At 46.3% G+C, this 26,626-nt stretch carries 28 protein-coding genes; 25 read left to right on the plus strand and 3 right to left on the minus strand.

Features of this window, described 5'->3' with window-relative positions:
* The first annotated feature begins 418 nt into the window (after positions 1-418).
* The 20 genes from ACEW9O_RS15975 (at position 419) to ACEW9O_RS16070 (ending at position 14,847) form a co-directional block, all read left to right on the plus strand.
* Positions 419-703, plus strand: a complete 285-nt coding sequence (locus ACEW9O_RS15975; protein ID WP_373551180.1) for a YtxH domain-containing protein — start codon at positions 419-421, stop codon at positions 701-703.
* Positions 704-784: 81 nt separating this feature from the next.
* Positions 785-1,126 (plus strand): phage holin family protein, encoded by a 342-nt coding sequence (locus tag ACEW9O_RS15980; protein ID WP_373551181.1) that lies wholly within the window; start codon positions 785-787, stop codon positions 1,124-1,126.
* Between the two features lie 8 nt (positions 1,127-1,134).
* Entirely contained in the window at positions 1,135-1,542 is a 408-nt protein-coding gene (locus tag ACEW9O_RS15985) for a hypothetical protein (protein ID WP_373551182.1), read from the plus strand.
* Positions 1,543-1,578: 36 nt separating this feature from the next.
* Positions 1,579-2,223, plus strand: a complete 645-nt coding sequence (locus ACEW9O_RS15990; RefSeq protein WP_373551183.1) for a PIG-L deacetylase family protein — start codon at positions 1,579-1,581, stop codon at positions 2,221-2,223.
* Positions 2,220-3,362 (plus strand): glycosyltransferase family 4 protein, encoded by a 1,143-nt coding sequence (locus ACEW9O_RS15995; RefSeq protein ID WP_373551184.1) that lies wholly within the window; start codon positions 2,220-2,222, stop codon positions 3,360-3,362. Before ACEW9O_RS15990 ends, ACEW9O_RS15995 begins: the two co-directional genes overlap by 4 nt.
* Positions 3,363-3,385: 23 nt before the next feature.
* Complete coding sequence (locus tag ACEW9O_RS16000) at positions 3,386-4,582, plus strand: glycoside hydrolase 100 family protein (protein WP_373551185.1); 1,197 nt, start codon at positions 3,386-3,388, stop codon at positions 4,580-4,582.
* Positions 4,583-4,608: 26 nt separating this feature from the next.
* Positions 4,609-5,274, plus strand: coding sequence for a DUF305 domain-containing protein (locus ACEW9O_RS16005; protein WP_373551186.1), 666 nt, complete (start codon positions 4,609-4,611; stop codon positions 5,272-5,274).
* Positions 5,275-5,395: 121 nt separating this feature from the next.
* Complete coding sequence (locus ACEW9O_RS16010) at positions 5,396-5,578, plus strand: Thivi_2564 family membrane protein (protein ID WP_373551187.1); 183 nt, start codon at positions 5,396-5,398, stop codon at positions 5,576-5,578.
* 103 nt (positions 5,579-5,681) lie between these two features.
* Entirely contained in the window at positions 5,682-6,407 is a 726-nt protein-coding gene (locus tag ACEW9O_RS16015) for an OmpA family protein (RefSeq protein WP_373551188.1), read from the plus strand.
* A gap of 72 nt (positions 6,408-6,479) precedes the next feature.
* The gene (locus tag ACEW9O_RS16020; RefSeq protein ID WP_373551189.1) at positions 6,480-7,079 is read left to right on the plus strand and encodes a porin family protein; all 600 of its coding nucleotides are present in this window, start codon (positions 6,480-6,482) and stop codon (positions 7,077-7,079) included.
* A gap of 15 nt (positions 7,080-7,094) precedes the next feature.
* Positions 7,095-7,958, plus strand: coding sequence for a universal stress protein (locus ACEW9O_RS16025; protein ID WP_373551190.1), 864 nt, complete (start codon positions 7,095-7,097; stop codon positions 7,956-7,958).
* A gap of 149 nt (positions 7,959-8,107) precedes the next feature.
* Positions 8,108-8,632: a ferritin-like domain-containing protein gene (locus ACEW9O_RS16030; RefSeq protein ID WP_373551191.1), complete on the plus strand. Its 525-nt coding sequence runs from the start codon at positions 8,108-8,110 to the stop codon at positions 8,630-8,632.
* A gap of 18 nt (positions 8,633-8,650) precedes the next feature.
* Entirely contained in the window at positions 8,651-9,118 is a 468-nt protein-coding gene (locus ACEW9O_RS16035) for a PA2169 family four-helix-bundle protein (RefSeq protein WP_373551192.1), read from the plus strand.
* Positions 9,119-9,194: 76 nt separating this feature from the next.
* The gene (locus ACEW9O_RS16040) at positions 9,195-9,758 is read left to right on the plus strand and encodes a helix-turn-helix domain-containing protein (RefSeq protein ID WP_373551193.1); all 564 of its coding nucleotides are present in this window, start codon (positions 9,195-9,197) and stop codon (positions 9,756-9,758) included.
* Between the two features lie 91 nt (positions 9,759-9,849).
* A complete protein-coding gene (locus tag ACEW9O_RS16045) occupies positions 9,850-10,317 on the plus strand; it encodes a hypothetical protein (protein WP_373551194.1) in 468 nt (155 codons plus the stop codon).
* Between the two features lie 214 nt (positions 10,318-10,531).
* Complete coding sequence (locus ACEW9O_RS16050; RefSeq protein WP_373551195.1) at positions 10,532-10,705, plus strand: hypothetical protein; 174 nt, start codon at positions 10,532-10,534, stop codon at positions 10,703-10,705.
* Positions 10,706-11,014: 309 nt separating this feature from the next.
* Positions 11,015-11,383, plus strand: a complete 369-nt coding sequence (locus ACEW9O_RS16055; RefSeq protein WP_373551196.1) for a hypothetical protein — start codon at positions 11,015-11,017, stop codon at positions 11,381-11,383.
* Positions 11,380-12,057 (plus strand): hypothetical protein, encoded by a 678-nt coding sequence (locus tag ACEW9O_RS16060; RefSeq protein WP_373551197.1) that lies wholly within the window; start codon positions 11,380-11,382, stop codon positions 12,055-12,057. The genes ACEW9O_RS16055 and ACEW9O_RS16060 overlap by 4 nt, the downstream gene beginning before the upstream one ends.
* The gene (locus ACEW9O_RS16065; protein ID WP_373551198.1) at positions 12,050-14,425 is read left to right on the plus strand and encodes a glycosyltransferase; all 2,376 of its coding nucleotides are present in this window, start codon (positions 12,050-12,052) and stop codon (positions 14,423-14,425) included. The genes ACEW9O_RS16060 and ACEW9O_RS16065 overlap by 8 nt, the downstream gene beginning before the upstream one ends.
* Positions 14,422-14,847: a hypothetical protein gene (locus tag ACEW9O_RS16070; protein ID WP_373551199.1), complete on the plus strand. Its 426-nt coding sequence runs from the start codon at positions 14,422-14,424 to the stop codon at positions 14,845-14,847. Before ACEW9O_RS16065 ends, ACEW9O_RS16070 begins: the two co-directional genes overlap by 4 nt.
* Before the next feature lie 2 nt (positions 14,848-14,849).
* Here ACEW9O_RS16070 and ACEW9O_RS16075 read toward each other — a convergent pair whose 3' ends face one another.
* Positions 14,850-15,410 carry a helix-turn-helix domain-containing protein gene (locus ACEW9O_RS16075; protein WP_373551200.1) on the minus strand — a complete coding sequence of 187 codons (561 nt, stop codon included), beginning with the start codon at positions 15,408-15,410 and terminating at the stop codon, positions 14,850-14,852.
* 127 nt (positions 15,411-15,537) lie between these two features.
* On the opposite strand from ACEW9O_RS16075, the gene ACEW9O_RS16080 reads away from it, so the two are divergent.
* The 3 genes from ACEW9O_RS16080 (at position 15,538) to ACEW9O_RS16090 (ending at position 21,185) form a co-directional block, all read left to right on the plus strand.
* Positions 15,538-17,685, plus strand: a complete 2,148-nt coding sequence (locus ACEW9O_RS16080) for a prolyl oligopeptidase family protein (protein ID WP_373551201.1) — start codon at positions 15,538-15,540, stop codon at positions 17,683-17,685.
* Between the two features lie 206 nt (positions 17,686-17,891).
* A complete protein-coding gene (locus tag ACEW9O_RS16085) occupies positions 17,892-18,392 on the plus strand; it encodes a dihydrofolate reductase (protein WP_373551202.1) in 501 nt (166 codons plus the stop codon).
* A 354-nt stretch (positions 18,393-18,746) separates the two neighbouring features.
* Positions 18,747-21,185, plus strand: a complete 2,439-nt coding sequence (locus ACEW9O_RS16090; RefSeq protein ID WP_373551203.1) for an outer membrane beta-barrel protein — start codon at positions 18,747-18,749, stop codon at positions 21,183-21,185.
* A 218-nt stretch (positions 21,186-21,403) separates the two neighbouring features.
* On the opposite strand, the gene ACEW9O_RS16095 is transcribed toward ACEW9O_RS16090, so the two are convergent.
* Positions 21,404-23,302 (minus strand): KUP/HAK/KT family potassium transporter, encoded by a 1,899-nt coding sequence (locus tag ACEW9O_RS16095; RefSeq protein WP_373551204.1) that lies wholly within the window; start codon positions 23,300-23,302, stop codon positions 21,404-21,406.
* 196 nt (positions 23,303-23,498) lie between these two features.
* Positions 23,499-24,806, minus strand: a complete 1,308-nt coding sequence (locus ACEW9O_RS16100; protein WP_373551205.1) for an NAD(P)/FAD-dependent oxidoreductase — start codon at positions 24,804-24,806, stop codon at positions 23,499-23,501.
* Between the two features lie 428 nt (positions 24,807-25,234).
* Here ACEW9O_RS16100 and folE point away from each other — a divergent pair, with 428 nt between their 5' ends.
* Both folE and ACEW9O_RS16110 read left to right on the plus strand, forming a co-directional pair.
* Positions 25,235-25,915: a GTP cyclohydrolase I FolE gene (gene folE / locus ACEW9O_RS16105; RefSeq protein WP_373551220.1), complete on the plus strand. Its 681-nt coding sequence runs from the start codon at positions 25,235-25,237 to the stop codon at positions 25,913-25,915.
* 37 nt (positions 25,916-25,952) lie between these two features.
* The gene (locus tag ACEW9O_RS16110; RefSeq protein ID WP_373551206.1) at positions 25,953-26,606 is read left to right on the plus strand and encodes an ABC transporter ATP-binding protein; all 654 of its coding nucleotides are present in this window, start codon (positions 25,953-25,955) and stop codon (positions 26,604-26,606) included.
* Positions 26,607-26,626 lie beyond the last annotated feature (20 nt).

Consider the following 26,626-nt stretch of genomic DNA (forward strand, 5'->3'; position numbering starts at 1 on the left):
TATTTTTGCTTTGGCTTGTTGCTTCCCTGATCTGCTTTTGCTATCTTTGACATGGGCTGGTTTTGGTTGGGTTTTTCTTCGCAAAAGCAAATTTAACCGGATCAGCCTATTTTTTTAGCGGAGATTCATGCAACAACGCCATACCGAATGGAATGGAGAAAGCCTGGCCGGTGGAATTTACTATTGCAAAATTGTCAATGGCCGCCAGATTACTTACAAAAAACTGATTCTCATCAAGCAATAATTATTTGGGGTTGGAACCAGGTTTGGTTTCAACCCTAAATACTAAAATCGACCTGTGAATGATGTAACTCTTATGAAGAATTGTGTAATGCTTTCCCCAGTGAAAGACTGCACCTTTGCAAGGAGAAATTGTTCCACTTCGAACTTTTTTAAAATCAAGTCAAAAACGAAAACCATGAGTTTAGGTAAAGTTTTAATCGGCGTAATGGCTGGAGTTGCAGTTGGTACTGCCATTGGTGTTTTGTATGCACCAGACAAGGGGTCTTCTACCCGGCGGAAAATTTCTAAACAAGGAAATCAATACGCTGAAGACCTGAGTAGCAAATTCAACGCGTTTGTGGAAAGTGTCAACAAAAAAATTGAGGCTGTCAACAACGAGGTGATCCGTATGACCCACAACGGCAAAGTCAAACTGGAAGAAGTCGAAAATGACTTGCTGGCCAGCAAACAGGCTAAATAAACAAACCCAATCAACAAAACCCAATAGGTACCAACTGGTGCTTATTGCTTTTTGTTGGTGCCACACCAAATACCAACAAGCATGGAAGCATCAAGTGGCTCAGCAGAACTACTCTTCGAAAGTCTGGAAACCTACAGCAAAACAACCGTTGAATTGGCCAAACTCAAAGCTTTGGAAGCACTCAGCAAAGGTATTGCTGCATTGTTGGCCAGGTTGGGCGTAGTGATTATGGTTATACTGTTTGTGGTGCTTTTGAGCATTGGTGTGGCCATGCTGCTAGGTGATTTATTGGGAAAACCACACTACGGTTTTTTTATTGTAGCAGGGTTTTACCTCATCGCAGCACTGCTGTCGCATTTTTTTCTGTACCAATGGATCAAGGCCCCCATTGGCAATACCCTGATTAACCAAGTTCTTCAATAATATCGGAGATGCAAAAATTAGATTCAACAACTAACCTGAACGATGCCATCCTGGAATTGGAAACCCGCCGAGCTGAGGAAGGAAAAATGTTGAAGGAGCATGTCAATCAAGCCTACGAAAGCATCAAGCCTATCAACCTAATCAGAAGCACTTTTAAAGAAGCAATTGCCTCTCAGGATTTGCGGGAAGACATCATCAATTTATCACTTGGTTTGGTTGCCGGGTATGTATCCAAAAAGGTATTCTCCGGGCTGGAAGAAAGCCCTTTGAAAAAATTGTTGGGTACTTCCTTACAATTTGGCATCACCCTGTTCATCGTCAACAATCCTGAAACCATTCAAGCGATTGGTGATGGGATCATAAAATTCATCAGTGGTGACCAAGACCAAGATCAGCAGATTGAGCCTGGTGATTGAGCATTTAGTTGCAAAATTTGGCTACAATTTTTACTCATGATTCAATTGCCCCGAAAACAAGTTGCCATTATTGTTGCACACCCAGATGATGAAACTTTATGGGTAGGCGGAACCATCCTTTCTCACCCCTCTTGGGAGTGTTTTATTGTGTGCCTTTGTCGAGGCAGCGACCTGGAACGGGTACCCAAATTTAAACAAACCCTGGTTTTGCTCCACGCGGAGGGAATTATGGGCGACCTGGATGATGGGCCAGAACAAACACCCATCCCCGATTTTGACTTCCAATATGCGATACTTCAGCTCTTGCCAACCACACACTTTGACTTGATCATCACTCATCACCCTGCCGGAGAATACACCAGACACCTCCGGCACGAAGAAACCAGCAGGGCCGTAATTGAACTTTGGCATGCTGGCAAAATAGCGGCTACTACGCTTTGGTTTTTTGCTTTCGAGGATGGGGCTAAAGCCTATTTTCCCAAAGCAGTCCAAAATGCCTCGATCTGCCACCGACTATCACGCCTGATTTGGCTTAAAAAATACCGACTGATGACCAAAACCTACGGGTTTGATACCAACAGTTGGGAAGCCTTAACCACCCCTTCTACAGAATCATTTTGGCAGTTTTCTGACCCAAAAAGAGCTGTACAATGGCTCAATAATGGATGTGTTTCCATATGAAAGTACTCCTACTATACGAATACCCACCTTCACCCGGTGGACTGGCCACTCAAGGTGACCTGCTTTATCGGGGCTTGCTGGAATTGGGCGTTGATGCCCATGCGGTTCACTATGAGTCTGCACAAGAAAAAGAATGGTATTATCGTTGGTTCGAGCCAGACGTCGTCGTTGGTGTGGGGTATTGGGGGTATACGCCCCAGTTGGTACTTCACCCACAACGCTATGGTATCCAGCCAGTACCCTGGCTGGTGGCCAATGGCTACATCGCCAACTATCAGGACGTCCTGAATCAATTGCCACTGATCCTGGTTACTTCGCAGTGGGTCAAAGAAATGTACGTACGGGATGGCATCAGTGGCGACAACATTGAAGTTTTGCCCGTGGGCTGTGATACCCATACCTTTAAACCTCACGCTCGGGATGACCCCAAAATCCTGGCTGTACGCGAATCACTGGGGATCACGCCCGAACAATTGATGATCCTCACCGTAGGTGGAGATGCGGCCTCCAAAGGGGCGCAAGAGGTCATGCAGGCCTTGGCCATTATTGATACCCAGGCACCCGATTGGAAATACGTCTGCAAAGTATGGCCTCAGCCACGCACCAGCCTGCAAAATTCGGAAGATTTGAAAATGGCAGTGGCCCTTGGCATTGATAAAAGCGTCACTTATGCCACCAACATCATTTCCCGTGATTTTATGCCCTACTTGATTGGAGCTTGCGACATCTACGCTGCACCCTCACGACTCGAGGGTTTTGGTATGCCTCAGGTCGAAGCGGGCGCCTGCCAAAAACCAGTCATCGGCATCAAGGCAATGGGCATGCTGGATACCCTGGTCCATGGCGAAACCGCTTTTTTAGCAAATGTAGCCCAACGCATTGTGGTGAACGAAGTCACCCTGGGGGATGAATCGGGCTTTAAAGCGCAGTCTACCATCGTCTTCGACGAACCCCGCACTGTTGATTACAGGGCCAGTGTAAAAGACATCAGCGAACACTTGTTGACCTTGATGCACGACGCTGAGCTGCGAAAAAAAATGGGATTAGCGGGCCGGAAGAGAGTGGTGGAAAATTTTGACTACCGTGTAGTTGCCCGGCGCTTTGTACAAATCATGCGGGACAAACTGGGCATTGATTAAACCGGCCTCTAAAAACAAAAACCATGCAAACGATCAATTGGCAAGCCATTGGGCAGGCAAAACAGGCCGCGCTTGAAGTGCTGCTTTACAATGCCAAGGGACCCCATTTCGGTTTCCCACGAACGGCTGGCTGGGGTTATCCCGAACCCTACACTCGAGATTTGATGATTTCTATTTTGGGAATAGGAGTATCGGGTAATGAACAATTGTTTGAAAGCATCCGCAAAGTTTTGCATGCCCTGGCCCTAAACCAGAGCGAGCGGGGGCATATTTCCTCTATGGTGCACAACCCCGACGACCGTGGTTCAAGTGATACCACACCTTTGTTTTTAATCGCGGTCGCAGTGTTTCGAAACATGACTGGCGAACGTGAATTTTTGCATGAAGCCACCCAAAAGGCCCTGACCTGGATGGAGTACCAAAGCCCTGAGGATTTTTACCTCGTTGCCCAACAACCCACTAGTGATTGGCGCGATGAGCAATGGGTACTTGGCCATGGGCTGTTTGTCAATACCCTCGTTTACACCTACCTGCGCTTATTGGGGCAGCCTGAAAGAGCTGAACTGTTGCGCCAGGAAATGCGGCACTTTGCGGTTCGTGAAGCGCCTTGGAATCAACATGTCCATGATCGGCTGGTGTTAAAAAACAAGCCTTACTACGCCTTGTGGTCTTACAAAATTCTCGGCAGCGAACGTTTCGACCTGCTGGGCAATAGCCTGGCGATTCTCTCGGGAATTGCTTCACCAGCGCGGTCCTGGGAGATCATCTCCTGGATCGAGGAGGAGTGTACCAGTATGCAACACCGCGGCGAGCTGGCCCTGAATTTACCACCCAATTTTTTCCCCTTTGTTCAACCCGGCGATCCCGACTGGAATTGGCGTTACCCCGAATTTAACCAACCCGGCAACTACCACAATGGTGGCATTTGGCCATTTGTTTGTGGCTTTTACATCGCCGCTTTGGTTGCAGCTAAAAAATACGAATTGGCCGCTGAAAAACTGATGGCATTGACCGATAGCATCAAACTGGTCAATAAGGCCAATGTCGACTACGGATTCAATGAATGGATCAAAGCCCAGGATGGTCAAGCCATGGGGCAAGACTGGCAAACCTGGAGCGCTGCCATGTACCTCTATGCTGCCCACTGTGTGGAGCACAAGCAGACCCCATTTTTTGAAGCCATGCGCCAGGAAACCGCGACAGAAGTGATCACCTTTTAATGGACTATAAAAAAGTAAAAATGACTATGAAAATATCAATCGCGGCGGTTTTGCTGCTCAATATTTTTTTGCTGAGCGCTTGTGTGGACAACCGGAATGCAAGCGAGGCGGATATCACTACACTTCCCAAGGCACCAAAAGATTCACTGGGAAACCCCAAAATGATCATGGACAATGACTTAATGCACGCATTGAGTGGGACCATGGCAAAAATGAACCAGTTGGAGATGAGTGGTGCCTTTGATCTCGACTTTGCCAATATGATGATCCTGCACCATCAGGCGGCCATTGACATGAGTAAGATAGAAATTGCCCAAGGCCGTGACGAACAAATTATCGCAATGGCGCAAAGCATCCAGACCCTACAAACAGCGCAAATTGAACAAATGGAAGAGTTCGTTGCGAACTTTAAAATGCCAGTTGTAAAAACTGGAACGACTGGTAATCAGCCTATTCTGGCTTTGATCATGAAAAGTATGATGAACAAAATGAACAACATGGCCATGACTGGCCATACCGACCAGGACTTTATTGCAATGATGATTCCCCATCACCGCTCAGCAGTGGTGATGGCCGAAAATGAACTGAGACAAGGCAAAAACGTGGAATTGAAAAAGCTCGCCGAGCAAATGATCATAGATCAAAACAGTGAAATAGAAGAATTCAAGGCCTGGCTCATCAACCACAAATAGCTGGATCGACATAGGTCTATCTTCCTGGATATGTGAATAATGTAACTTATTCCAACTATTGTGTAAGGCACAAGACACTTGCTAGCCCTAACTTTGTGTGAATCCTTTCAAAATCATCATTATGACTCTCTTGAATATTATTATCGTCCTCGTTGTCGTGGGCTTGGTGCTTTGGCTGATTAATAACTACATCCCCATGGATCGCAAAATCAAAAGCATCCTGAATGTGGTGGTTGTGATAGCGGTAGCAATATGGTTGTTGCAGGCATTTGGTTTGCTAGGTGCCCTGAATGTTAAAATCTAGGACTGGTACACAACGCAAAACTGTTGAGACGCACGATCGTGCGACTTTAAACCGGAGACGAGAGACGCACAGCCGTGCGTCTCTACCTCAAATCTAAAATACTATGAAAAAGATACTCCTGTTTTTAATGTTGTTAAGTGTGTTTTTTGTAGGCTGTAAAAGCGCCCAAAAAGCACAAACAACTGGAAAAACCAAATCCGGCACGGAGAAAACCAAATCCAGCACGAATAAAACCACCAAAGGTGCTGTCATCGGCGCAGCCTCCGGTGGGGTAATCGGTGCCATCATTGGCAACAAAAGTAAAAACACCGCCATTGGTGCCATTATTGGGGCTGCTGCGGGTGGCGCCGTCGGTGCCGTAATTGGCAGCAAAATGGACAAGCAAGCCAAAAAAATGGAACAAGAACTGGGCGAGGTGGCCACCGTGGAACGGGTAGGTGAGGGGATCAAGTTGACCTTCAATAGCCAGCTCCTGTTTGACTTTGGTAAAGCCAATTTAATGGAATCAAACAAACAAACCCTGCAAACCTTTGCCCAAACCCTGAATGAAAATCCCGAAACCGATTTGCTCATCGTAGGGCACACCGATAATGTAGGCTCCAATGCTTTCAATCAGACCCTCTCTGAAAATCGCGCTGCAATGGTGTCCAATTACCTGGTCTCCAACGGGGTGAGCAATAGTAGATTGCGTATCCTGGGGATGGGCGAAAACCAGCCTACTGTTGCCAATGATACCGAAGGAAATCGTGCCCAAAATCGCCGGGTCGAAATTGCCATTACAGCCAATGAAAAAATGAAGGCAGAAGCCAAGCAAGAAGCTGGGCAATAAGTTGCGAGTTACGTTTACTAAACTTTCAAAGTTTAGTAAACGTCGCATGTTAATCACTTAAAAATAAAGTTTATGCAAATCTTGAAACTAAAAATCACCCTAATATTGGGCTTGGGCTTTATCCTGTTGATTCCCGCTGCAAGCTCTGCTCAAATCAAATTTGGCATCCGTGCCGGTCTGAATGCCAGCAACATAGCCTTTGAAAACCTGCCAGACCGCCGCGAGCGCTTTGGTTTCCACGCAGGTGTGTTTGCAGATGTGCCCGTAGCGTCTGGGTTTATGTCGATCCAACCGGAGTTGAGCTATTCCATCAAAGGTACTGCTTTTGAATATTTGGGCAATAAGCAGAACCTTAAAATGGACTACGTGGATTTTTTGCTCCCAGTTGCTTTTAAGCTAGGCCCAGTTGACTTGCAGGTGGGGCCGTTCGCCTCTTATCTGATCTCTAAGCCAGAGTACACCACGTACAATGACAACGTACTGGTGACCGATGCTTTTAACAAAATTGACGCCGGTCTCACCGCAGGTTTGAGTTTCAATTTCAACAAACTATTGTTGGGCATCCGTTACAACCAGGGTTTTGCCAATGTAAGCAAAGACAATGTGCAGCTCCTTTTGGGCGAAGGGAAAAACTCGGTAGGACAAGTTTCCCTAGGTTATCGGTTCCAGTAAGCAAGTAAAACATCGATGGAAAAGATCAAAAACATTATTGTTCCAACTGATTTTTCAGTCACTGCCCGCAATGCTTTCCAATATGCCCAAGGGCTGGCTGCAGCGCTTGAGGCTACCTTGACCGTAGTCCACGTCAGGGAATATTTTTTCCCTACAAGTGGAGAGAACTTTTCGCCCTTCGCCGCCAATGAAGAAACCCAACTGGATGAAGCCTTTGACCTTTTTATCCAGGAGAGCGATATCGGCGCGGGTGTCATGACAAAAGATAAAGTAAAAACCCAAATCCTGCGGGGCAATGCGGTCGATAGTTTATTGGAACTGTCCGGGCAAGAAAATACCGATTTGATCGTGATTGGAACCACCGGATTACAGGATTTTTTATCCAGAATTTCTGGCTCCACTTCCCTCAACGTAGCGACCAAAGCGCATTGCCCGGTTGTACTGGTGCCCCGTGAAGCATCCTGGATGGGCATCGAGCGCATCATGTACACCAGTAACTTTCGATCGATGACGGCCGGGATGATTGGAGAAGCCACTGATTTTGCCCTTCAGGTTGAGGCTGCCACCCATTTTGTACACATCGACAACGTCGGATATGAGGGGGAGAGCAACGTGGAGGACATCAACTGGAATCACCTATTCTCCTCGATCAGCCCCAACTTGTCTTACCAAACGCATTCCCTGTACGGTACGGACATCATCAAAGAGTTGGAAAAATACAGCGAAGCGCATCGGATCGACCTGATGGTTTTTGTCAGTAGACACCGTGGCTTTTGGGAAAGTTTACTCTACAAAAGTGTCATTCAAAACATGGCCATTTCTACCAATACCCCCATGATGGTACTCCATTTGGAGGACCAATGGGCAATAAAAAAATAAGCGTTCCTTTTGCCAAAAAATTAGATAAGTAAATGGTTCACTTCAAGTGTCTTATCTAATCTTTTGGCTCAGGAAAAAGGAACACTTATTTTTGCCCCACTACTAATGGTAGGGCAACCATTCTTCCATTCCCAATAAAAAAACCAACAATGCAGGATTTAAAAAATTCAAAAACGAAGGTAGGTAATGGTCTACGGACCTTGTTGACCGATCAACTGAAAGACATTTACTGGGCTGAGCAAGCGCTTGTTAAGGCGCTTCCCAAAATGATCAGACACGCGACCGACGCAAAATTGGTGAAAGCGCTTAGCAAACACCTCACCGAAACCGAAGGACAGGTAAGCAGACTTGAGGCTGTTTTTTCTTCCCTTGGCGAAAAACCGGAGGCCAAAAAGTGTGAAGCCATGTCTGGCCTCATCAAAGAAGCCGAAGGAATAATGGACGACTGCGAAGCGGGAGTAGTGCGCGATGCTGGCATCATTTTAGCTAGCCAAAAAATTGAACACTACGAAATTGCCACTTATGGCACCCTTTGCGCTTTTGCCCAAACGCTCGGCGAGAAAAAAGCCATGGCACTATTGCAAGAAACGCTGGATCAAGAGAAAGCCGCTGATGCCGCCCTTTCCGCAATTGCGGAGGCATCCATCAATGCCGCAGCGGTACTGGTTGATTAACCACTTTAAAACCAAAAAATGAAGCAAGATAAAGCGGTTGAAGTGTTCAATTCACTCATCACAATCAACAATAACCGGATTGAAGGTTACGAAACAGCCTCCAAGGAGACCACTGATGCAGACTTAAAATCCCTGTTTTTTCACTTGGCCCAGTCCAGCCTCAAATGCAAAAGGGAACTCATTTACGAAATTCGCAAGATGGGTGGCGAACCACTTGAAGGCGACGGAACCATTAGCAACACCTTTTCCAAAGTCTGGACAGACATCAAAGGGGCTTTTACAAAAAATGACCGCCTCAGCCTCCTCAAATCCTGTGCATATGATGAAAATGTCGCTGTAGATGCCTACTACGAGACCTTGAATAGCAATCTCGAATTCCTGGGCGCCGAACAACAAACGCTCTTGAACAAGCAATACCTGTCGATCAGTGCTGGGCTCAGCAAAATCCAAACCTTACGGGATAGTTTGGTGGAAGTACATAGCTGATTCACACTGCTCCGGATGGTAGAGACGCACGGCCGTGCGTCTCTACGGTGGAAAATTTTTAAAAATTAAATCATGCATGACCATCTATATTCAATACATGGTTTCTACCCGCTGCAAGTTGTTGGTGAAAGCCGAACTGGATAACCTCGGAATTGCCTATAGCGCCATCGATTTAGGGGAGGTAGAAATGGCGGAAAACCTCAGCACCGAACAATACGTTGCATTGAATCGAGCGCTGAAGAGATCAGGCTTGGCCTTGATCGATGATAAAAAAAACATCTTGATTGAAAAAATCAAGCACTGCATCATGGAAAGGATTCATTACAGCACTGAACCACTCCTCATCAATTTTTCGGATTACCTAAGCGAAGAATTGAATTACAATTTCAATTACATCTCCAAAATGTTTGCCGAAATAAAAGGCACCACCATTGAACAATACATCATTTTGCACAAAATTGAACGGATCAAAGAGCTCCTTTTGTACGATGAATTGAGCTTGAAGGAAATTACTCACCTATTGAATTACAGCAGCGTAGCCCATTTATCTGGACAATTCAAAAAATTGACAGGACTCACGCCAATGCATTTCAAAAAAATGCGCTCATTTAAAAAACGCATTGCTCTGGAAAATGTGTGAATCGTGTAACTCTATTCAGGAATTGTGTAACGTCTTATCTATTCAATTCCCGCATCTTTGTAAGGTGATAAAAACCAAACAACAATATACTATGAGAAAACCAATTTTTAATCTCGCTATAGCCGCTACACTGATGGCCGGACTCGTTTTTACGGGCTGCCAGTCGCCACAACAAAAAGCAGATGCTGCTGAAAACAATGTGGAAGACGCGCAGAAAGACCTGGCAGACGCCAAAGATGATAAAGTCATCGCCGATCAAAAGCTAGTTGATGAGCAAGAATGGCAAACATTCCGCACAGATACGGAAGCCAAAATCAAAGCCAACGAAACCCGCATTGTTGAACTCCGCGAGAAGAAAAAAACCTCAGGCCAGAAGATGGATGTGGTCTATACCGAGCGCATCGACACCCTGGAGCAAAGAAACATCGGCATGCGCACCTGGATGAACGATTACGAGAACTCCAATACCGATTGGGCCTTGTTCAAACGGGAATTCAACCACGACATGGATGAGCTCGGCAAAGCCCTGAGAGATCTCGCAGTTGATAATAAAAATTAAGCATGACCCAATAAAAAAAGGCAAACTAAATATTTGCCTTTTTTTATTTATGAATAAATGGCGAATCCAGTTACAATAATGAAAAAAGGTGAATATGTGAATAATGTAACTTTTTGCCGGATTTATGTAACAATTCCCCCATTCAATAGCCTTACTTTTACATTACCAGAACAAATGATCCCAGCATTCACAAATCAACTAAACAAAAACCAAAATGAGTAAAGATAAAGGCAGTAAGAACCATAAGAAAAAGCCTGCAGATAAGTCTGAAGGTAAAACAAAAGCCGGGTCGGATTACAAGTCCGAAGGGATTAAGGAAAAAGACCCCAAGCTTGACGTATTTATTCCCAAACCCAATCCGAAGACCGGCCATAGCCCTAAGTCTTAAGTAAGCTCCCAAGGCTTGTTTGTTCTAGAGTGTTTTAGTGTCAGTGTGTCAGGTGTCTTGATCCGACGAGCTAGAAAAAAAGGTGTGGCTGCACTGCATCTGGTCTTTCGAAGCTAGGAAGATCAAGACCTGGCCCTTTTTTAAAGTAACCCCAAATTACCTCCTGGTCACCCGAAGTCCAATGTGGTGACGCAGTATACCTAACTTTGTAATCCCAATCTACACAACATTCGGCCCGAGACTATCAAATCAAAAATTTGGTAGTCTTGGCTGTTTGTTGCTTATTTTCCTTTTTCCCAATCCAATACCATGGTAAACGTGATTAAACACGGAGTAGTTCTGAGTAAAACCGACCTCGAATTTGAAAACGAAGGGGTGTTGAACCCTGCTGCAATCCGCGAAGGCAATTTTGTCCATCTATTTTACCGTGCCGTCAGCAAAGGCAACCACTCTAGTATTGGGTATTGCAAATTTGAAGGGCCAATGAATCTGGTAGAACGCCGGGAAACATCCTTACTCTCACCAGAATTTGACTACGAATTGCATGGAATGGAAGACCCCCGCATCGTAAAGATCGAGGACCTTTACTACATGACTTATACCGCCTACGATGGCATCAACGCCTTGGGTGCTCTTGCAACTTCCACAGATTTGCAACATTTTGAAAAAAAAGCTTGATCGTACCAACGATAACCTATCAGGAATTTCAGGCACTGGCGGAAGCCAAGGGCTTGATCAACGCAAAATACCTTCGCTACAACGAACATTTGCGCACCCTTGAACACCAGGGCAAAGAAGCTTATTTGTGGGACAAAAACCTGATATTTTTTCCCAGAAAAATCAACAACAAATTTTGCTTTTTACACCGCATCAAGCCTGATATTCAAATCATTGTAGCTGTTGGAGATTTGAATGAACTCACCCCCGAATTTTGGCACAATTACTTTTTGCATTTTGACGAATGTATTGTACTTGCACCAAAATACACCCACGAAGTCAGTTACATCGGCGGCGGTTGCCCCCCGATTGAAACCGAACAGGGCTGGTTGTTGATTTACCATGGCGTGCACGATTCCCTGAAGGGATACGTGTACTCGGCCTGTGCAGCATTGCTCGACTTAGAGGACCCACGCAAAGAAATTGCCCGTTTGCCTTACCCCTTGTTCATACCTGCATACCCATGGGAGCTTAAAGGAGAGGTAAACAACGTGTGCTTCCCAACCGGAGCTGCCTTATTTGAAGATACTTTATACATCTATTACGGAGCCGCCGACGAGCGTATAGCCTGCGCCTCAGTTTCTTTAGCTGAGCTCTTGAAGGAGTTGTCGCTCAACCTGACCAACCATGAATAATGAAATCGTTTTTGATGTCCAGGAGGAGTTAATCAGTACATTATTCCCCACTTTTACACCAAAAATTGTCGCGGAACCTCTGGTTCGTAAGGTGAAACCACCCGAAATTTTATTCATCACTACCTACCCTCCACTAGAGTGCGGCATTGCCACTTACTCACAGGACCTCTTGAAGGCCCTGAAAAATAAATACAAGCAGTCTTTTTCCCTTAAAGTTTGTGCTTTGGAGCCAAGCAAAACCACCCACGTTTACCCCAAAGAGGTGAAATTTGTGCTTGATACCAGCAATCCGGCTAAATACCTGGAAATGGCCCATGCCATTAACATCGATATGAACATTGACCTCGTTTTGGTGCAACACGAATTTGGGCTTTTTCAGGGAAAAGGGGAGGCCGCATTTTTGCAATTTTTGTTCTGGCTCAGTAAGCCTGCCATCATCGTTTTTCACACCGTATTGCCTCAGCCCGATGCATCAATGCGGGAAAAAGTGCAAAAAATAGCCAATGCTTGCGCGGCCATGATCGTCATGACCCAAAATGCTGCACAAATTCTGGTTGAGGACTATGGCATTGCTGCCGAAAAAATTGAAGTCATCCCCCACGGCACCCATTTGGTGCCCCACCTGGATAAAACCCTATTGAAAGAAAAATATGGTTTGTCCAACCGCAAAATACTGTCCACCTTTGGCTTGCTTAGCTCCGGAAAAGGCATCGAAATCACACTCAATGCCTTGCCCGCGATCATTGAATTGAACCCCGAAATTGTCTTTCTGGTCATTGGCATCACCCACCCGGGCGTGATCAAAAATGAGGGCGAAAAATACCGCAACATGCTGATCGCCAAAGTTCGAACCTTGAACCTTTGCGATCACGTCATCTTTATCAACCGTTACCTGCCCTTGGCGGATTTATTGGAGTACTTACAAATGACCGACATTTATTTGTTTACTTCCAAAGACCCCAAACAAGCAGTGAGTGGAACTTTTTCTTACGCGATGAGTTGTGGTTGTCCCATCATTTCCACCCCCATTCCACATGCCCGCGAACTGCTGCACGAAGATACTGGCATCATCATCGATTTTCAAAACCCGGATCAATTGGCCGCGGGAGTGAATCGTTTAATGAGTGATGAAAATTTGTGTTTGGCCTTCCGCTCCAATGCCCTGCAACGCATTGTACCCACCGCCTGGGAAAACTCGGCCATTGCCCACGCCCTATTGTTGCAAAAAGTAGCTGGACCCATGAATTGCATCAATCAACTGGTCAAAGCGCCCAACCATAGCCCTCATTCAATTGAAAAAATCGTTTTGAACAACCGTATACCTCCAATCAACCTGGAGCACATCCAAAAAATGACCACGGATTTTGGGATGATCCAGTTTTCAAAAATCAACCAACCCGATTTGGAATCCGGGTACACCATTGATGACAATGCCCGAGCCCTGATCGCCCTCTGCATGCACTTTGAAACTACCGGGGAGCAACAGGACTTGACCTACCTACAAATCTATTTGAACTTCATTCAATTTTGTCAACAGCCGAATGGTGATTTTTTGAATTATGTTGACAAAGACTATCATTTTACAGCCCAGAACAGCGCCAACAACCTGGCTGATGCCAATGGCCGGGCGATTTGGGCACTGGGCTATCTCATTTCCCACCGGGGTCTTTTGCCAGTAGCTCTGGTGGCGCAAGCGGAACGAATTTTGCAGCGAGCCTTGCTACAGGTGGAAAATATGCATTCTACCCGGGCCATGGCTTTTGTGATCAAGGGTTTGTATTACACCAATTTGCAAAAAAAATCACTCTACCACACCCGTTTGATCAAAACCCTGGCCAACCGCCTGGTACAAATGTATCGGCATGAATCCGAACAACATTGGCAATGGTACGAAGGGTATTTGACCTACGCCAACAGCATTTTGCCCGAGGCTATGCTTTGCGCCTGGCTGGCAACGGGTGGGCAGGTGTACAAAGAAACAGCCCAGGCTTCCTTTGATTTTTTGTTGACGCGCACCTTCAACCAAACCGGCATCAAGGTGATTTCCAACCAGAGCTGGTTGTTCAAAGGTCAGGAAGCCGCCGTATACGGAGAACAGCCCATTGACGTAGCCTACACCATCTTTACCCTCAGCAAGTTTTATACCGCATTCAACGACGAAAGTTATTTACAAAAAATGCAGAGCGCTTTCAACTGGTTTTTGGGCAACAATCACTTGCACCAAATCATTTACAACCCCTGCACCGGTGGCTGTTACGATGGATTGGAAGAAACCCAGGTGAACCTCAACCAAGGCGCCGAATCTACCCTGAGTTACCTGATGGCCAGACTCACCATTGACAAACACCACAACCCTATAGTCAAATGATCCGCTCCAAAAAAAATCGCACCGAACGGTTTGACGATACGCAATCGGAACTGCTTAACACTGGCAATTTGTTAGAAGACAATTTTGAAGACATTGAAATGTATTCGAAAACGGAAAATATATTGCCTCCGATGTTGCCTTTTTACATGGGCCAAACGCCCTATATTTCCTTGGGCAGCCTGCACAAAACCCATCAAATCACCGATCAGGGGCAAAAGGAACTGCTCAATGAAATCATTGTAGTGACCGAAACCATCCGCGAAACCTTTGTTGAATTTTATGAGCTGCTGAGCGAAACGCCCTTATTTATTAGTAAGCAAAACAGAAACATCGATACCGCAGATTTTGAGCAGTACCTTGAATCCCTGAAGACCCAATTGGATCATTTAAAACGCATTCCGGCCCTTGTGCCGATTGTTTAGATTTACAAACTTTCCAAATTCCCTTGGCGCTTTTGCTTCAATTGTTTGTAAAAGGAAGGAGAGAGTCCAGTCACTTTTTTGAATTGGTTGGACAAGTGGGCTACGCTGCTGTAGTGGAGTCTATATGAAATTTCGGTGAGGTTGAGCTCGTCATAGAGCAGCAACTCTTTTACTTTTTCAATTTTATGGTTGATGATGAATTGTTGGATGGTGATTCCTTTCACCTCTGAAAAAATATTAGACAAATAAGTATAATCGTAATTCAGTTTTCTGCTGATGTACTCAGAATAATTATCAGTGGGCAACTCATCGGAATAGTGAATCATCTCAATGATCACATTTTTGATTTTTTCAATCAAGATGGCCCGCTTATCATCCAACAACTCCAGTCCCGACTTCAACAGATTTTTTTTCAACAGATCATGCTGCTCGAGGGTCATTTCTTCCATGATTTCCACCATACCGAGGTCAACGGACACGTAGTGTAGGTTCAATTTTTTTAATTCTTCTTTCACCATCATTTTGCAGCGCAAACTGACCATATATTTGATGTAAAGGTTCATCGTTTTTGGTTTAATAGGCACTAGACTATGCGCAAAGGTGTATGCAAAGTAAAATTCCACTTGAATTCAAAAAGTTCTTATTTTAGGGCCTTTCCAAAGCTCAATTTACGAAAAAATCACCACGATAATGAAACCAATTTCATTCCTAACCATTTTATTATTGACCTTGAGCGCTTGTGGCGCCAAAAAAGAAAAACCTACCATGGAAGAAACGATCAAAGTCACCTATCCAGGGACCGATACCGTAACACAAGTAGATGATTACCACGGCAATAAAGTAGCCGATCCCTACCGTTGGTTGGAAGCAGATACCGCCGAAAGTGTAAAGAAGTGGGTGCAGTCCCAAAATGCGGTGACCACCGATTATCTGGAAAAAATTCCTTACCGCAAAGCAATTGCCGATCGTTATACTGAATTGTATAACTTCCCGAAAGTGAGCGCGCCAAGCAAAGCCGGCGACAATTACTTCTTCACCAAAAACGATGGCCTGCAAAACCAGGCGGTGATTTACATTCAAAAAGGCCTGAATGGAGACCCTGAAGTGTTCATCGATCCCAACCAGCTCTCCAAAGACGGCACCATTACGGTGGGTTTGCTCGAAGCTGATCCCAGCAACAAGTACATGGCCATCGCCCGCAATCAGGCTGGTTCAGATTGGCAAGAAATCCGCATTGTCGACATTGCCACTAAAAAAGAGCTGAAAGACGTCCTGAAATGGGTCAAATTCTCCGGCGCGTCTTGGTACAAAAACGGCTTCTTTTACAGCCGTTATCCCGAACCCGTCAAAGGTCAGGAACTCTCGGGCAACAACCAATACCATTCGGTTTATTACCACCAAATGGGTGACGACCAATCCAAAGACAAGCTCATCTACGAAGACCGCAAAAATCCCAATATTTACCACAATGCTGGCGTGACCGAGGACTACAAGTACCTGGTTTTGTACGCCGCGCCCGGCACCGATGGCTACGCGACCTACGTCAAAGATCTGGAAAAAGATGGCCCACTTCAAGCCATTTTTCCGGGCTACACCAACAAAAGTGGCATCATCCAACACCTGGGAAATGGCCGCTTTTTGGCCCAAACGGACATCGATGCGCCGAACTACCGCGTGATTGAAATTGATGCCGCCAAACCCGACAAAAAGAACTGGAAAGTCATCATCCCCGAATCAGAAAACCTGCTGCAAAGTGCCAGTACGGTGGGCAAAAAACTATTTGCGGACTACCTCCAAAACGCCACCACCCGCTACTACCAAATGGACTACGACGGCAAAAACAAAAAAGAAATCAAGTTGCCCGGGGTAGGCTCAGCGGGAGGTTTTTATGGCAAAGAAGGCGACGATCTTACCTTTTATACCTTCACTTCCTTCATTTACCCCAGCGTCATCTTCAAATACGACCTGAAAACGGGCAAATCGGAGCAGTTCTTCAAAACGCCGCTGAAGTTCAATCCCGAGGATTACGAAGAAAAACAGGTTTTTTACCCCAGCAAAGACGGCACCAAAGTCTCCATGTTTGTAGTGCACAAAAAAGGCCTCAAGCTGGATGGCAAAAACCCGACTTACCTCTACGGTTACGGCGGTTTCAACATCAGTTTGACGCCCAGCTTCAGCACTGCCCGTCTGATTTTGCTCGAAAACGGTGGCGTATATGCCATGCCCAACCTGCGCGGTGGGGGTGAATACGGCGAAAAATGGCACCAGGCCGGGATGTTGCTCAAAAAGCAAAATGTCTTTGATGACTTCATCTCCGCTGCTGAATACCTGATCAAGGAGGGTTACACTTCCAAGGAAAAACTGGCCATTGCGGGTGGTTCCAACGGCGGCCTCCTGGTGGGTGCAGCCATGACCCAACGGCCTGATTTATTCGCCGTTGCCTTCCCGGCAGTGGGCGTTATGGACATGTTGCGCTACCACAAATTCACGGTTGGCAAGGGCTGGATTCCCGAATACGGCTCAGCGGATGATCCCGTGTATTTCAATTACCTGAAGTCTTACTCGCCGCTACACAACCTGAAGCCCGGCGTGGAGTACCCCGCTACTATGGTCACTACTGCCGACCACGACGACCGGGTGGTACCTGCGCACTCCTTCAAGTTTGCGGCCCAACTGCAAGAAAGCCACGTGGGGGACAACCCGGTTCTGATCCGCATCGAAACCGACGCGGGCCATGGAGCAGGCAAACCTACTTCGAAAATCATTGAAGAACAGGCGGATATGTGGTCGTTTTTCTTTTACAACACCAAGTCGCCAGTCAAATACTTTAAGAATTAAATATGAAGTATCCCGAATTTTCAGAGGGTCACCAAAGCAACATTTTTTAAGCACAAAGAACCCAAAGGCAGCACAAAGAACACAAAGCGAAGCGTCGTCAACGTCTAACTTTGTGTCCTTTGTGTCCTCTTTTTTATTCTTTGTGATAAAAAAATGTCGCTTTGGTAATTCTCTTTGAGATGCCTCATATTGGAAACATGTTACCAATGCAAAAAACCATCATCGCCGCAAAATCCGACAACCACGTCATCGGAAACCAACAGAAGCTGCCTTGGCACATGCCTGCTGACCTGGCTTTTTTTATGGAGCAAATCCAAAATGGCTATTTGCTCACCGGGCGCAACTCTTACGGAACACCCGAAGGAATGGGGGTTTTTGCCAATCGCCAGGATGTGATTCTGGTTACCCGCCAAAAGGATTACGCGCCCAAGGGGATCTATGTTGCCCATTCCATTGCCGAAGCCTTTGAGCTGGCTGAAAAACTGGACGTCCGACAATTGAACATCCTAGGCGGCGCCGAGATTTATGCCCAAACCATACAGCTCGCCGATGAACTCATCATCACCGAGGTACACACCACTTGTGCAGGGGATGCTTTTTTCCCGGCAATCGATCCTGCGCTTTGGAAAGAAGTGAAAAGGGCAGACCATCCAGCGGATGCGGAGAATCCTTATGCTTATTCCTTCGTTTGGTATGCTCGCATTTAAACAAACTCTTCACACTACTTGACAATTTTGTTCATTGGAAGCGGAGGACATGAATTGCCTCCAGCTTTAGCTGGTGGTTCGAAGCTCGAGTCTTGAATGGGCTTTAGCCCAAATCTCAATTTTGCAAATGGGGCTAAAGCCCAAAATTACTGTTCACTGCTTACCCACCAGCTAAAGCTGGAGGCAATTCATGTCCTCCGAGCAAAATGTCCATAGAGTGCAAACTCTTCATCCGTGTATTTCTAACACTCAGCGAAAAAAAAGGAACCTTGGTCGGGTAAAGCATTTTTACCTGTAACTTCTTCTCGGCACTTGCTCGTCCTTTCGGCATCAATCACCGAAAACAATGTTGTTATGAGCAAGCCGACAAAAATACTTTCTCTTTCCTTATTTCTCTTGTTGAGCATTTGTCAATACATGAGTGCCCAAACCTTGCTGAAAGGCCGTGTACTGGATGAACAGCAAAAACCGCTGCCCTATGCCAATGTACTGCTGCTGAAGGCCCAGGATTCCTCCCTGGTTAAAGGCGCGGTCACCGACGATGCTGGCCTTTTTACCATTGAAGCAGTTGCCGAAGGGCAGTACCTGATCTCGGGTAGCATGATTGGTTATACACCTCATTTCTCTCAAAGCATCCAAATCAAAGCTGGTCAGCCGGATTACCAATTTGAAGACATTCGTATGCAAACCGCCTCGGTGAAATTGGGTGAAGTGACCATAAAAGCTCAAAAGCCCTTCATCGAATTGCAGCAAGATAAAATGATCATCAACGTAGACGCCAGTCCGGTTGCAGCAGGCAACAACGCCCTGGAATTGCTGGCCAAAAGCCCCGGCGTGATGGTTGACCACAACAGCACGATTTCTCTCAAAGGCCGCTCTGGGGTACTGGTTTTGATCAACGGGAAACAAACCTACATGTCGGCGGAAGAAGTAACCCGCCTCCTCGAAAACACCCCCGCCACCAGCATTGAAGCCATCGAAATTATCAGCAACCCTTCCGCCAAATACGATGCTGCGGGCACTTCCGGCATCATCAACATTCGGATGAAAAAGGAAAAAGGCCTGGGTACCAATGGCAACCTGACCCTGGGCGCTGGTTACGGTGAAAACCCACGCGGTAGCGCTGAATTGCGCATGAACAACCGCAGCAAAAAAGTGAATGTATTTGGTTCTTACGGCAATTTTTACAACAAACGTTTCCAAAATATCGACATCTCGCGCCGCATTCCTTTTGAAAACACCTTCACTGAAATGAAGCAGTACGACCGCAAAATCATGTGGTCGGACAACAACCGCCTCAATGCTGGTGCCGACTGGTTTTTGAGCAATAAAACCACCCTCGGCGTTTTGGCCAATGCCTCAATCGGGGAGTGGGTGCCCCAATCCAGTGGCCGCAACTTGCTGAGTGGTGCCTTGCCGGGGGATTTCAACGAAGTACGCAGTGAGAATACGGGCGGCGACAAGTGGCGGGATTACACCACCAATGTCAACCTGAAGCACGCTTTTGACAACAAAGGCCACGAGCTGAGTTTCGACGCCGATTATTCAACCAACAGTGCAGACAAGTTGCAAACCAACACCAACCGCTTCTTCACCACCGCTGGGCAGGAAGTTGATCTGCCTAATATTGTCCGGACTGATGCGGGCTTACAAGTGGACATCCTGGCCTTTAAAATGGATTATTCCCGCCCATTGGGTGAAAAATCACGCTTGGAAGCAGGCTGGAAAAGCAGTTTTGTGGACACGGACAATGATTTGTTGGTAGAAACCTTTACCGAAAACGTTTGGCAAAACGATCCTTTGCGCAGCAACCGCTTCATGTACACCGAAAACATCCACGCGGGTTACCTGAATTTCAATACTCAGTTCAAAAAAGTGGGCATCCAGATGGGTTTGCGTGGGGAATTGACCGATGCCCTTGGGCAGTCGCCAACTTTGTCGGAGCGGTTTACCCGCAACTATTTCAACCTCTTTCCCAGTTTGAGTATTTCTCATCCCATTGGTAAAGACAACAGCCTGAGTTACAACTACAGCCGTCGCATCAACCGGCCTTCATACGACGACCTCAATCCCTTTGTGTATTTTATCGATCAGTATACTTTTGGCAAAGGTAATCCTTACCTGACACCTGAATTTACGAACACGCTGGGTCTGAATTTTTCCCTGAAAAACAAATACGTCCTCAGCCTCAATTACAACCATACCACCGACAAAATCACCCAGGTTTTGGAGCAAGACGATGCCCTGCGCCAAACCTACCAGACTACCGCCAACCTGAGCACTTTCAAAAACTACAGTGCGACCATTTCAGCACCATTTGAACTGGCCAAATGGTGGAACAGCCGCCTGAATGTGGTGGGATACATCAATGATCTTGATTCACCGCTGTCCAATGGTGCAATCAATCAGAGCCAGTTCACTGCCCAGTTTATGACCATGAACACCTTCAATCTGCCGAGCAAAATAAAGGCCGAAATGACCGTATTTTACCAAACCAAAATGCTGGAGGGTATCTTCGAAATTGACCCAATGTGGGGCATGGACATTGGTGCTTCCAAACCGATTTGGAAAGGGAAAGGCAACTTGAAGCTGAACCTGAGCGACGTATTTTTTACCCGCCAACCCCACATCATCGTCAAACAAGGCAATGTGGATGTCGTGGTAGATCCCACCAACGAAAGCCGCCGCTTGAACGCGACTTTGACTTATAAGTTTGGTAAAACGGATGTGAAACCTTCACGCAGGAGGAGTACGGCGACGGAGGATGAGTTGGAGCGGGTTTCGCGGCAATAATTCACAGTCGGCCAAAGCGGCTTACAAAATACATGAGTTAAGAGTACATGAATACATGAGTTAAGAGTTTAGAAGTGAGCTACCGCAGTAGCTTAAACCAAGGCTGTGTCTAAGTCGCTGCGGTAGCTCACTTCTAAACTCGTAAGTCATGTATTCTTAACTCTTAACTCAAAAAAAGAAAATTATCAATTGTTCGATAATCAACTCTCTTCAAGTCCTTAATCATTCACAATCACTTGCTCCTTTACCCAAGTCCCCGGCTCCAGTACAAAGTGAGACTCCGCCGAAACCCCAATTTTTTTCAGCAACAAATACCCCTTCAACAACAACTGCTCGCGGATAGGCATCACGGGTGAAATCAGGAAAGCCGTATCCAGCAGCACAAAACGGAAATCTGGCCCCACGTTGTGTTCTTGCAAAGTAGGGTAGTGGTTCTTTAGTTGAATCTTGCCCTGTGCCGCCAATTCATTCACCGCCCTTGGGAAAAACTCACTGACATCCGGGTGGATTTTGTAACCCAAATGAAAGTCGAGTCGATAAATCAAACCCGCTTCTAATTCGGTGAACTTGTAATAATTGGTATAAGGTTCATCCTCTTCCGAAAAGTGCAGAAGCCAATAGACATCCGCCCGTTTGGGTTGACCTTGGTAAATGGACTGTGGAATCGCTTCTTCGATCAGGTCCTTTTTGCGGGTCGAGGTCAAAAAGACCAGATGAGAAGAGAACAAGGGAATCCCTTCATCCTGGCTTACCGCTCTAATGGTAGGCAACACCCGGGAAAGCATGATCACATTTCGCTTCTGTTTGGTGATGAGTTTAGCGTTGTAGACCGTGAACATCACCAGGAAAAATACCCCGCCCAGAATCAGTGCAAATTCGGCACCGTGCCCAATTTTTTGAATGTTGGCGCTGAAGAAAACCCCTTCAATGGCCAAAAACAAAGCGATCAACAGATAAATCACCCATTGTGGCATGGCCTTGCGGCTGGTTAGGTAGAAATACAAGAGCAAGGTAGTGGACAACATGGCTATGGTGATCGCGATGCCGTAAGCCGCTTCCATGGCCGCAGATTTTTTAAAGAAGAGCACTACAAACACACAGCCTGCAAACAACAACCAGTTCACAAAGGGAATGTACATTTGTGAACGGTGCTTGGAGGGGTGATACACCACAATCCGAAACCAGGTCTTGATGCGCAATGCTTCGTGAATCAAGGAGAAAGACCCCGTAATCAAAGCCTGACTGGCAATGATTGCGGCTATCGTGGAAATGGCCGAGCCAAAGGGTACAAACCACTGGGGCATGATCCCCGCAAAGGGGTTAGCGTGGAGTTTTTGCCCCAAATGCTCCATCATCCAGGCACCTTGGCCCAGGTAGTTGAGTAAAAGGGCTATTTTGACAAAAATCCAGGAAATTTGAATGTTGCGTTTGCCCACGTGGCCCAAGTCCGAATACAATGCTTCGGCCCCGGTAACGCAAAGAAAAACCGCCCCAACTACCCACCAGGCATTGTGGTGGTGCTGGAACAATTTGACCGCGTAATAGGGATTTAAGGCAAAAAAGATCTCGGGATGCCCGATGATTGCTCCAACCCCCAGCACAACCAGCATGGTAAACCAAATCAACATCAAGGGGCCAAAAAACTTGCCAATGGTATCGGTTCCAAACTGCTGAAACATAAAAATGGCAATCAAAATAGCAATAACCCCTGGAACGATGGGCAGTGAAGGCAAGGCCTTTTGCGCGACCTCTAGCGATGAAGTCAAGGAAATGGCTGGAGTAATCATCCCGTCGGCAATCAAAGCCGCACAACCAATCATGGCAACATAAATGGCCCACTTGGGTGCCCGCCGCCTGACGAGCGAGTATAAAGCAAAAATCCCACCTTCCCCGTTGTTATCGGCATTCAGTGTGATGAAAATGTATTTAAAGGTTGCTTGTAAGCTAAGGGTCCAAAAGATGAGCGAAATCCCGCCGTATATGAGCTCTTGTGTCAAAACGTCTTGACCTGCAATAGCAGTAAAAACATAAAGGGGAGAGGTTCCGATATCGCCGTAAACAATGCCCAGGGTTACAATAAGGCTGGCAAATGTTACTTTGTGTTGTTGGCTTTTCACAGGTTTGTCAACTTGGTTTACGAAATACTTTGTGAGTGAGGCAAAGGTAAACCAAATGGGATATTCACCTAAAAAATTGCTGGAAATAAAATGAGGGTTGAGGAAGGTTGAGGGAGGTTGAGGCTACCGCAGCGACTTGGACGCGTCCTTGTCTAAGTCGCTGCGGCCTCAACCTTCCTCAACCTCCCTCAACCTTCTAAACCTCCCCGTATGCCTTAATGCGATTGCTTTTGGCGAAAGGCCGAATGATCAGCCGCAGCGCCCGGTCGTAAGTCAGGTAATTGTACACCCAACCCCAGAGCGTAGTGATTTTGTTGCGGAAGCCTACCAGGTACATGATGTGTACAAACATCCACATCAACCAGGCGACGATGCCGTGAAAAGTTTGGCCCAAAAAGTTGACCACGGCTTTGTTGCGGCCAATGGTGGCCATGGTGCCCTTGTCAAGGTATTTGAAGGGTTTCCAGTCCTGGCCTTTTTTCAAGCGAATCAGGTTAGCGCCCAATTGTCCTCCCTGTTGGATGGCTACGGGAGCCATCATGGGGTAGCCACGGGGAGTTTCGGGCGTGATCATGGCTGCGGCGTCGCCGAGCACGTACAGGCCATCGTAACCCAGAACCCGGTTGAACGCATCGACTTGTACCCGATTGCCACCCACAATTTTATCGCTGGAGATACCTTCGGGGAATTGACCTTTCACACCCGCTGCCCAAATCAGGGTTTCGGTAGGCAATTTGAACCCATCTTTCGTAATCAGCACCGCACCATCGTAGAAGGATACCTCGGCATTCAAATTGACTTCTACATCCAGCGCTCGTAGGTCTTTTAAGGCCCTGGCACTGGCACTTTCGCTCATACCACCCAGGAGTTTGGGCCCAGCTTCGAGCAGTACAATCCGCATGCGGCCCATGTCCAAATCGGGATAATCTTTGGGGAAGACGAATTTTTTCATCTCGCCCAACGCCCCGGCCAACTCTACTCCGGTCGGGCCACCGCCGACAATGGCAATATTGATCAAGGAATCCTGTGCAACGCCGTCGGGTAAAACGCTGGCTTTTTCAAAATTTTGCAGGATAAAACTCCGCAAATTCAGTGCTTCTGGCACCGATTTCAGGCCCATCATGTGTTCTTCCTGCTGGGCAAAGCCAAAGAAGTTGGTTTGACTACCAGTGGCGAGTACCAAATGATCGTAGCTGATGTCACCGATATTGGTTTCCACTTTTTTTTGCTCAGGATCAATCCTTTGAACTTCGGCCATGCGGAACGAAAGTTTGGGATTGCCCTGGAATATCTTGCGGATAGGATAAGCAATACTATCGGGTTCAAGGCCCCCGGTGGCCACTTGGTACAACAAGGGTTGGAAAGTATGGTAATTGTTACGGTCCAACATGACGACCTGGTATTGTTGCTTGCGCAGCTTTTTAGCCAAGGCCAGTCCTGCAAAACCGCCACCAACGACAACGACTCTGGGATGTTCGGGGATAACGGGAAGATTAGCGTCCATATGTGGATGTTTTCTTTGTTTAAGTTTAAAACTAACCCAAAGGTAGGCTGAATGTAGGTGCCAGTCAATTAATTCTTTCAGTATTTTCAATTTTAATTGAAAATAAATGGAATCGACGGGTTGTGGCTAAAACCAAGCAATTCAGTTACTTCTACACTCGGATTACCCAACTTATATTGCTCTTTTAGCACCAAAATGGATATAACAGATTGTACCAAGCAGAAAGTTCTTCCTATTATTGTTTTATTTGCCAATTTTACAAACCAATTTGATTGTAATTTTGTTAGCTACCTGATAATTGATTTTCTCATCCAAATTGGCGTAACTTGAATACCTCGAACATCAATTGAACCAACAGCCCAAATTTGGGTTTTGTTACTTCAATTGACAAGCACGTCAAAATGCACGAAAAAAAATCACACGCCAAAATGGTGACTACCGACAATGCTATCGACCTTATTTTGAGCAACAAGGCTCAATCCATGGGCGATAACCACATCAGTACAGGAATTGAAACCCCATTGCGCCCCGATGCCTTTGAGTTGAACGACAAGGAAAAAATGGAGATCATTGCGCATCATTTTGCGGCGATTATGGATACGCTTGGACTGGATTTGAATGATGACAGTTTGCAAGATACCCCCAAGCGGGTCGCCAAAATGTTCGTACAGGAAATTTTCCAGGGCCTGAATCCTAAAAATAAACCCGAGATCTCCGCTTTTGACAACAATTACGAGTACAGTCGGATGTTGGTGGAAAAAAACATCACCGTAAAAACATTCTGCGAGCACCACTTTTTGCCAATTGTTGGAAAAGCCCATATCGGGTATGTCTCCAATGGCAAAGTGATTGGATTGTCAAAATTGAATCGCATTGTCGACTATTATGCTCGCCGACCACAGGTGCAAGAACGGATGACCAAACAGATTTTGTTGGCTCTACAGGAGGCCCTTGATACCCAGGATGTGATCATCGTAGTGGATGCCAAACACATGTGCGTCAGCCACCGGGGGATTCAACACGACGAGAGTACCACACTCACCCTGGAATACAGCGGCTGTTTCGAAAACCCAGAAACCCGTCGGGAATTTATGGATTGCCTGAAATAAACTTTTCGGCTATTGCTTTTTGTTTATTTTTGCCCGCATGATTACTGCAAAACAAATTAAAAAATCATACGGCAAATTACAGGTGCTTAAAGGTGTTGACCTGAGTGTGCAGCGTGGAGAAGTAGTGAGTATCGTAGGGAAATCGGGTGCCGGGAAAAGCACCTTGTTGCACATCTTAGGTACTTTGGACAACGCCGACAGTGGTCAGATTCTGATCGCTGACGAGGAGGTTTCCAAATTGGATGCCAAAAGGCTGGCCGATTTCCGGAGTAAAAACCTCGGTTTTATTTTTCAATTCCACCACTTGTTGCCCGAATTCACGGCACTGGAAAACGTCTGTATTCCAGCCTACATCAACCGTACGCCCGATGCTGTGGCTAAAAAACGGGCTTTGGAATTGCTGGATTACCTAGGCTTGTCCGCTCGAACTACCCACAAACCCGCGCAACTTTCAGGTGGTGAGCAGCAAAGGGTGGCAGTAGCCCGGGCACTGATGAATCAACCCGCCGTTATTTTTGCAGATGAACCTACCGGGAATCTTGACTCAGCTTCTTCTCAGGAGCTGCATCAATTGATTTTTAACCTGCGTAAAGATTTTCAACAAACCTTCATCATCGTTACCCACAACGAAGAACTGGCCAAGATGAGCGATCGTCGTTTGGAAATGAAGGATGGATTGTTATTGAGTTGAGATGGTTTAGAAGGTTGAGG

Origin of the sequence: Haliscomenobacter sp., from assembly GCF_041740695.1 — a bacterium.
Lineage (GTDB): Bacteria > Bacteroidota > Bacteroidia > Chitinophagales > Saprospiraceae > Haliscomenobacter.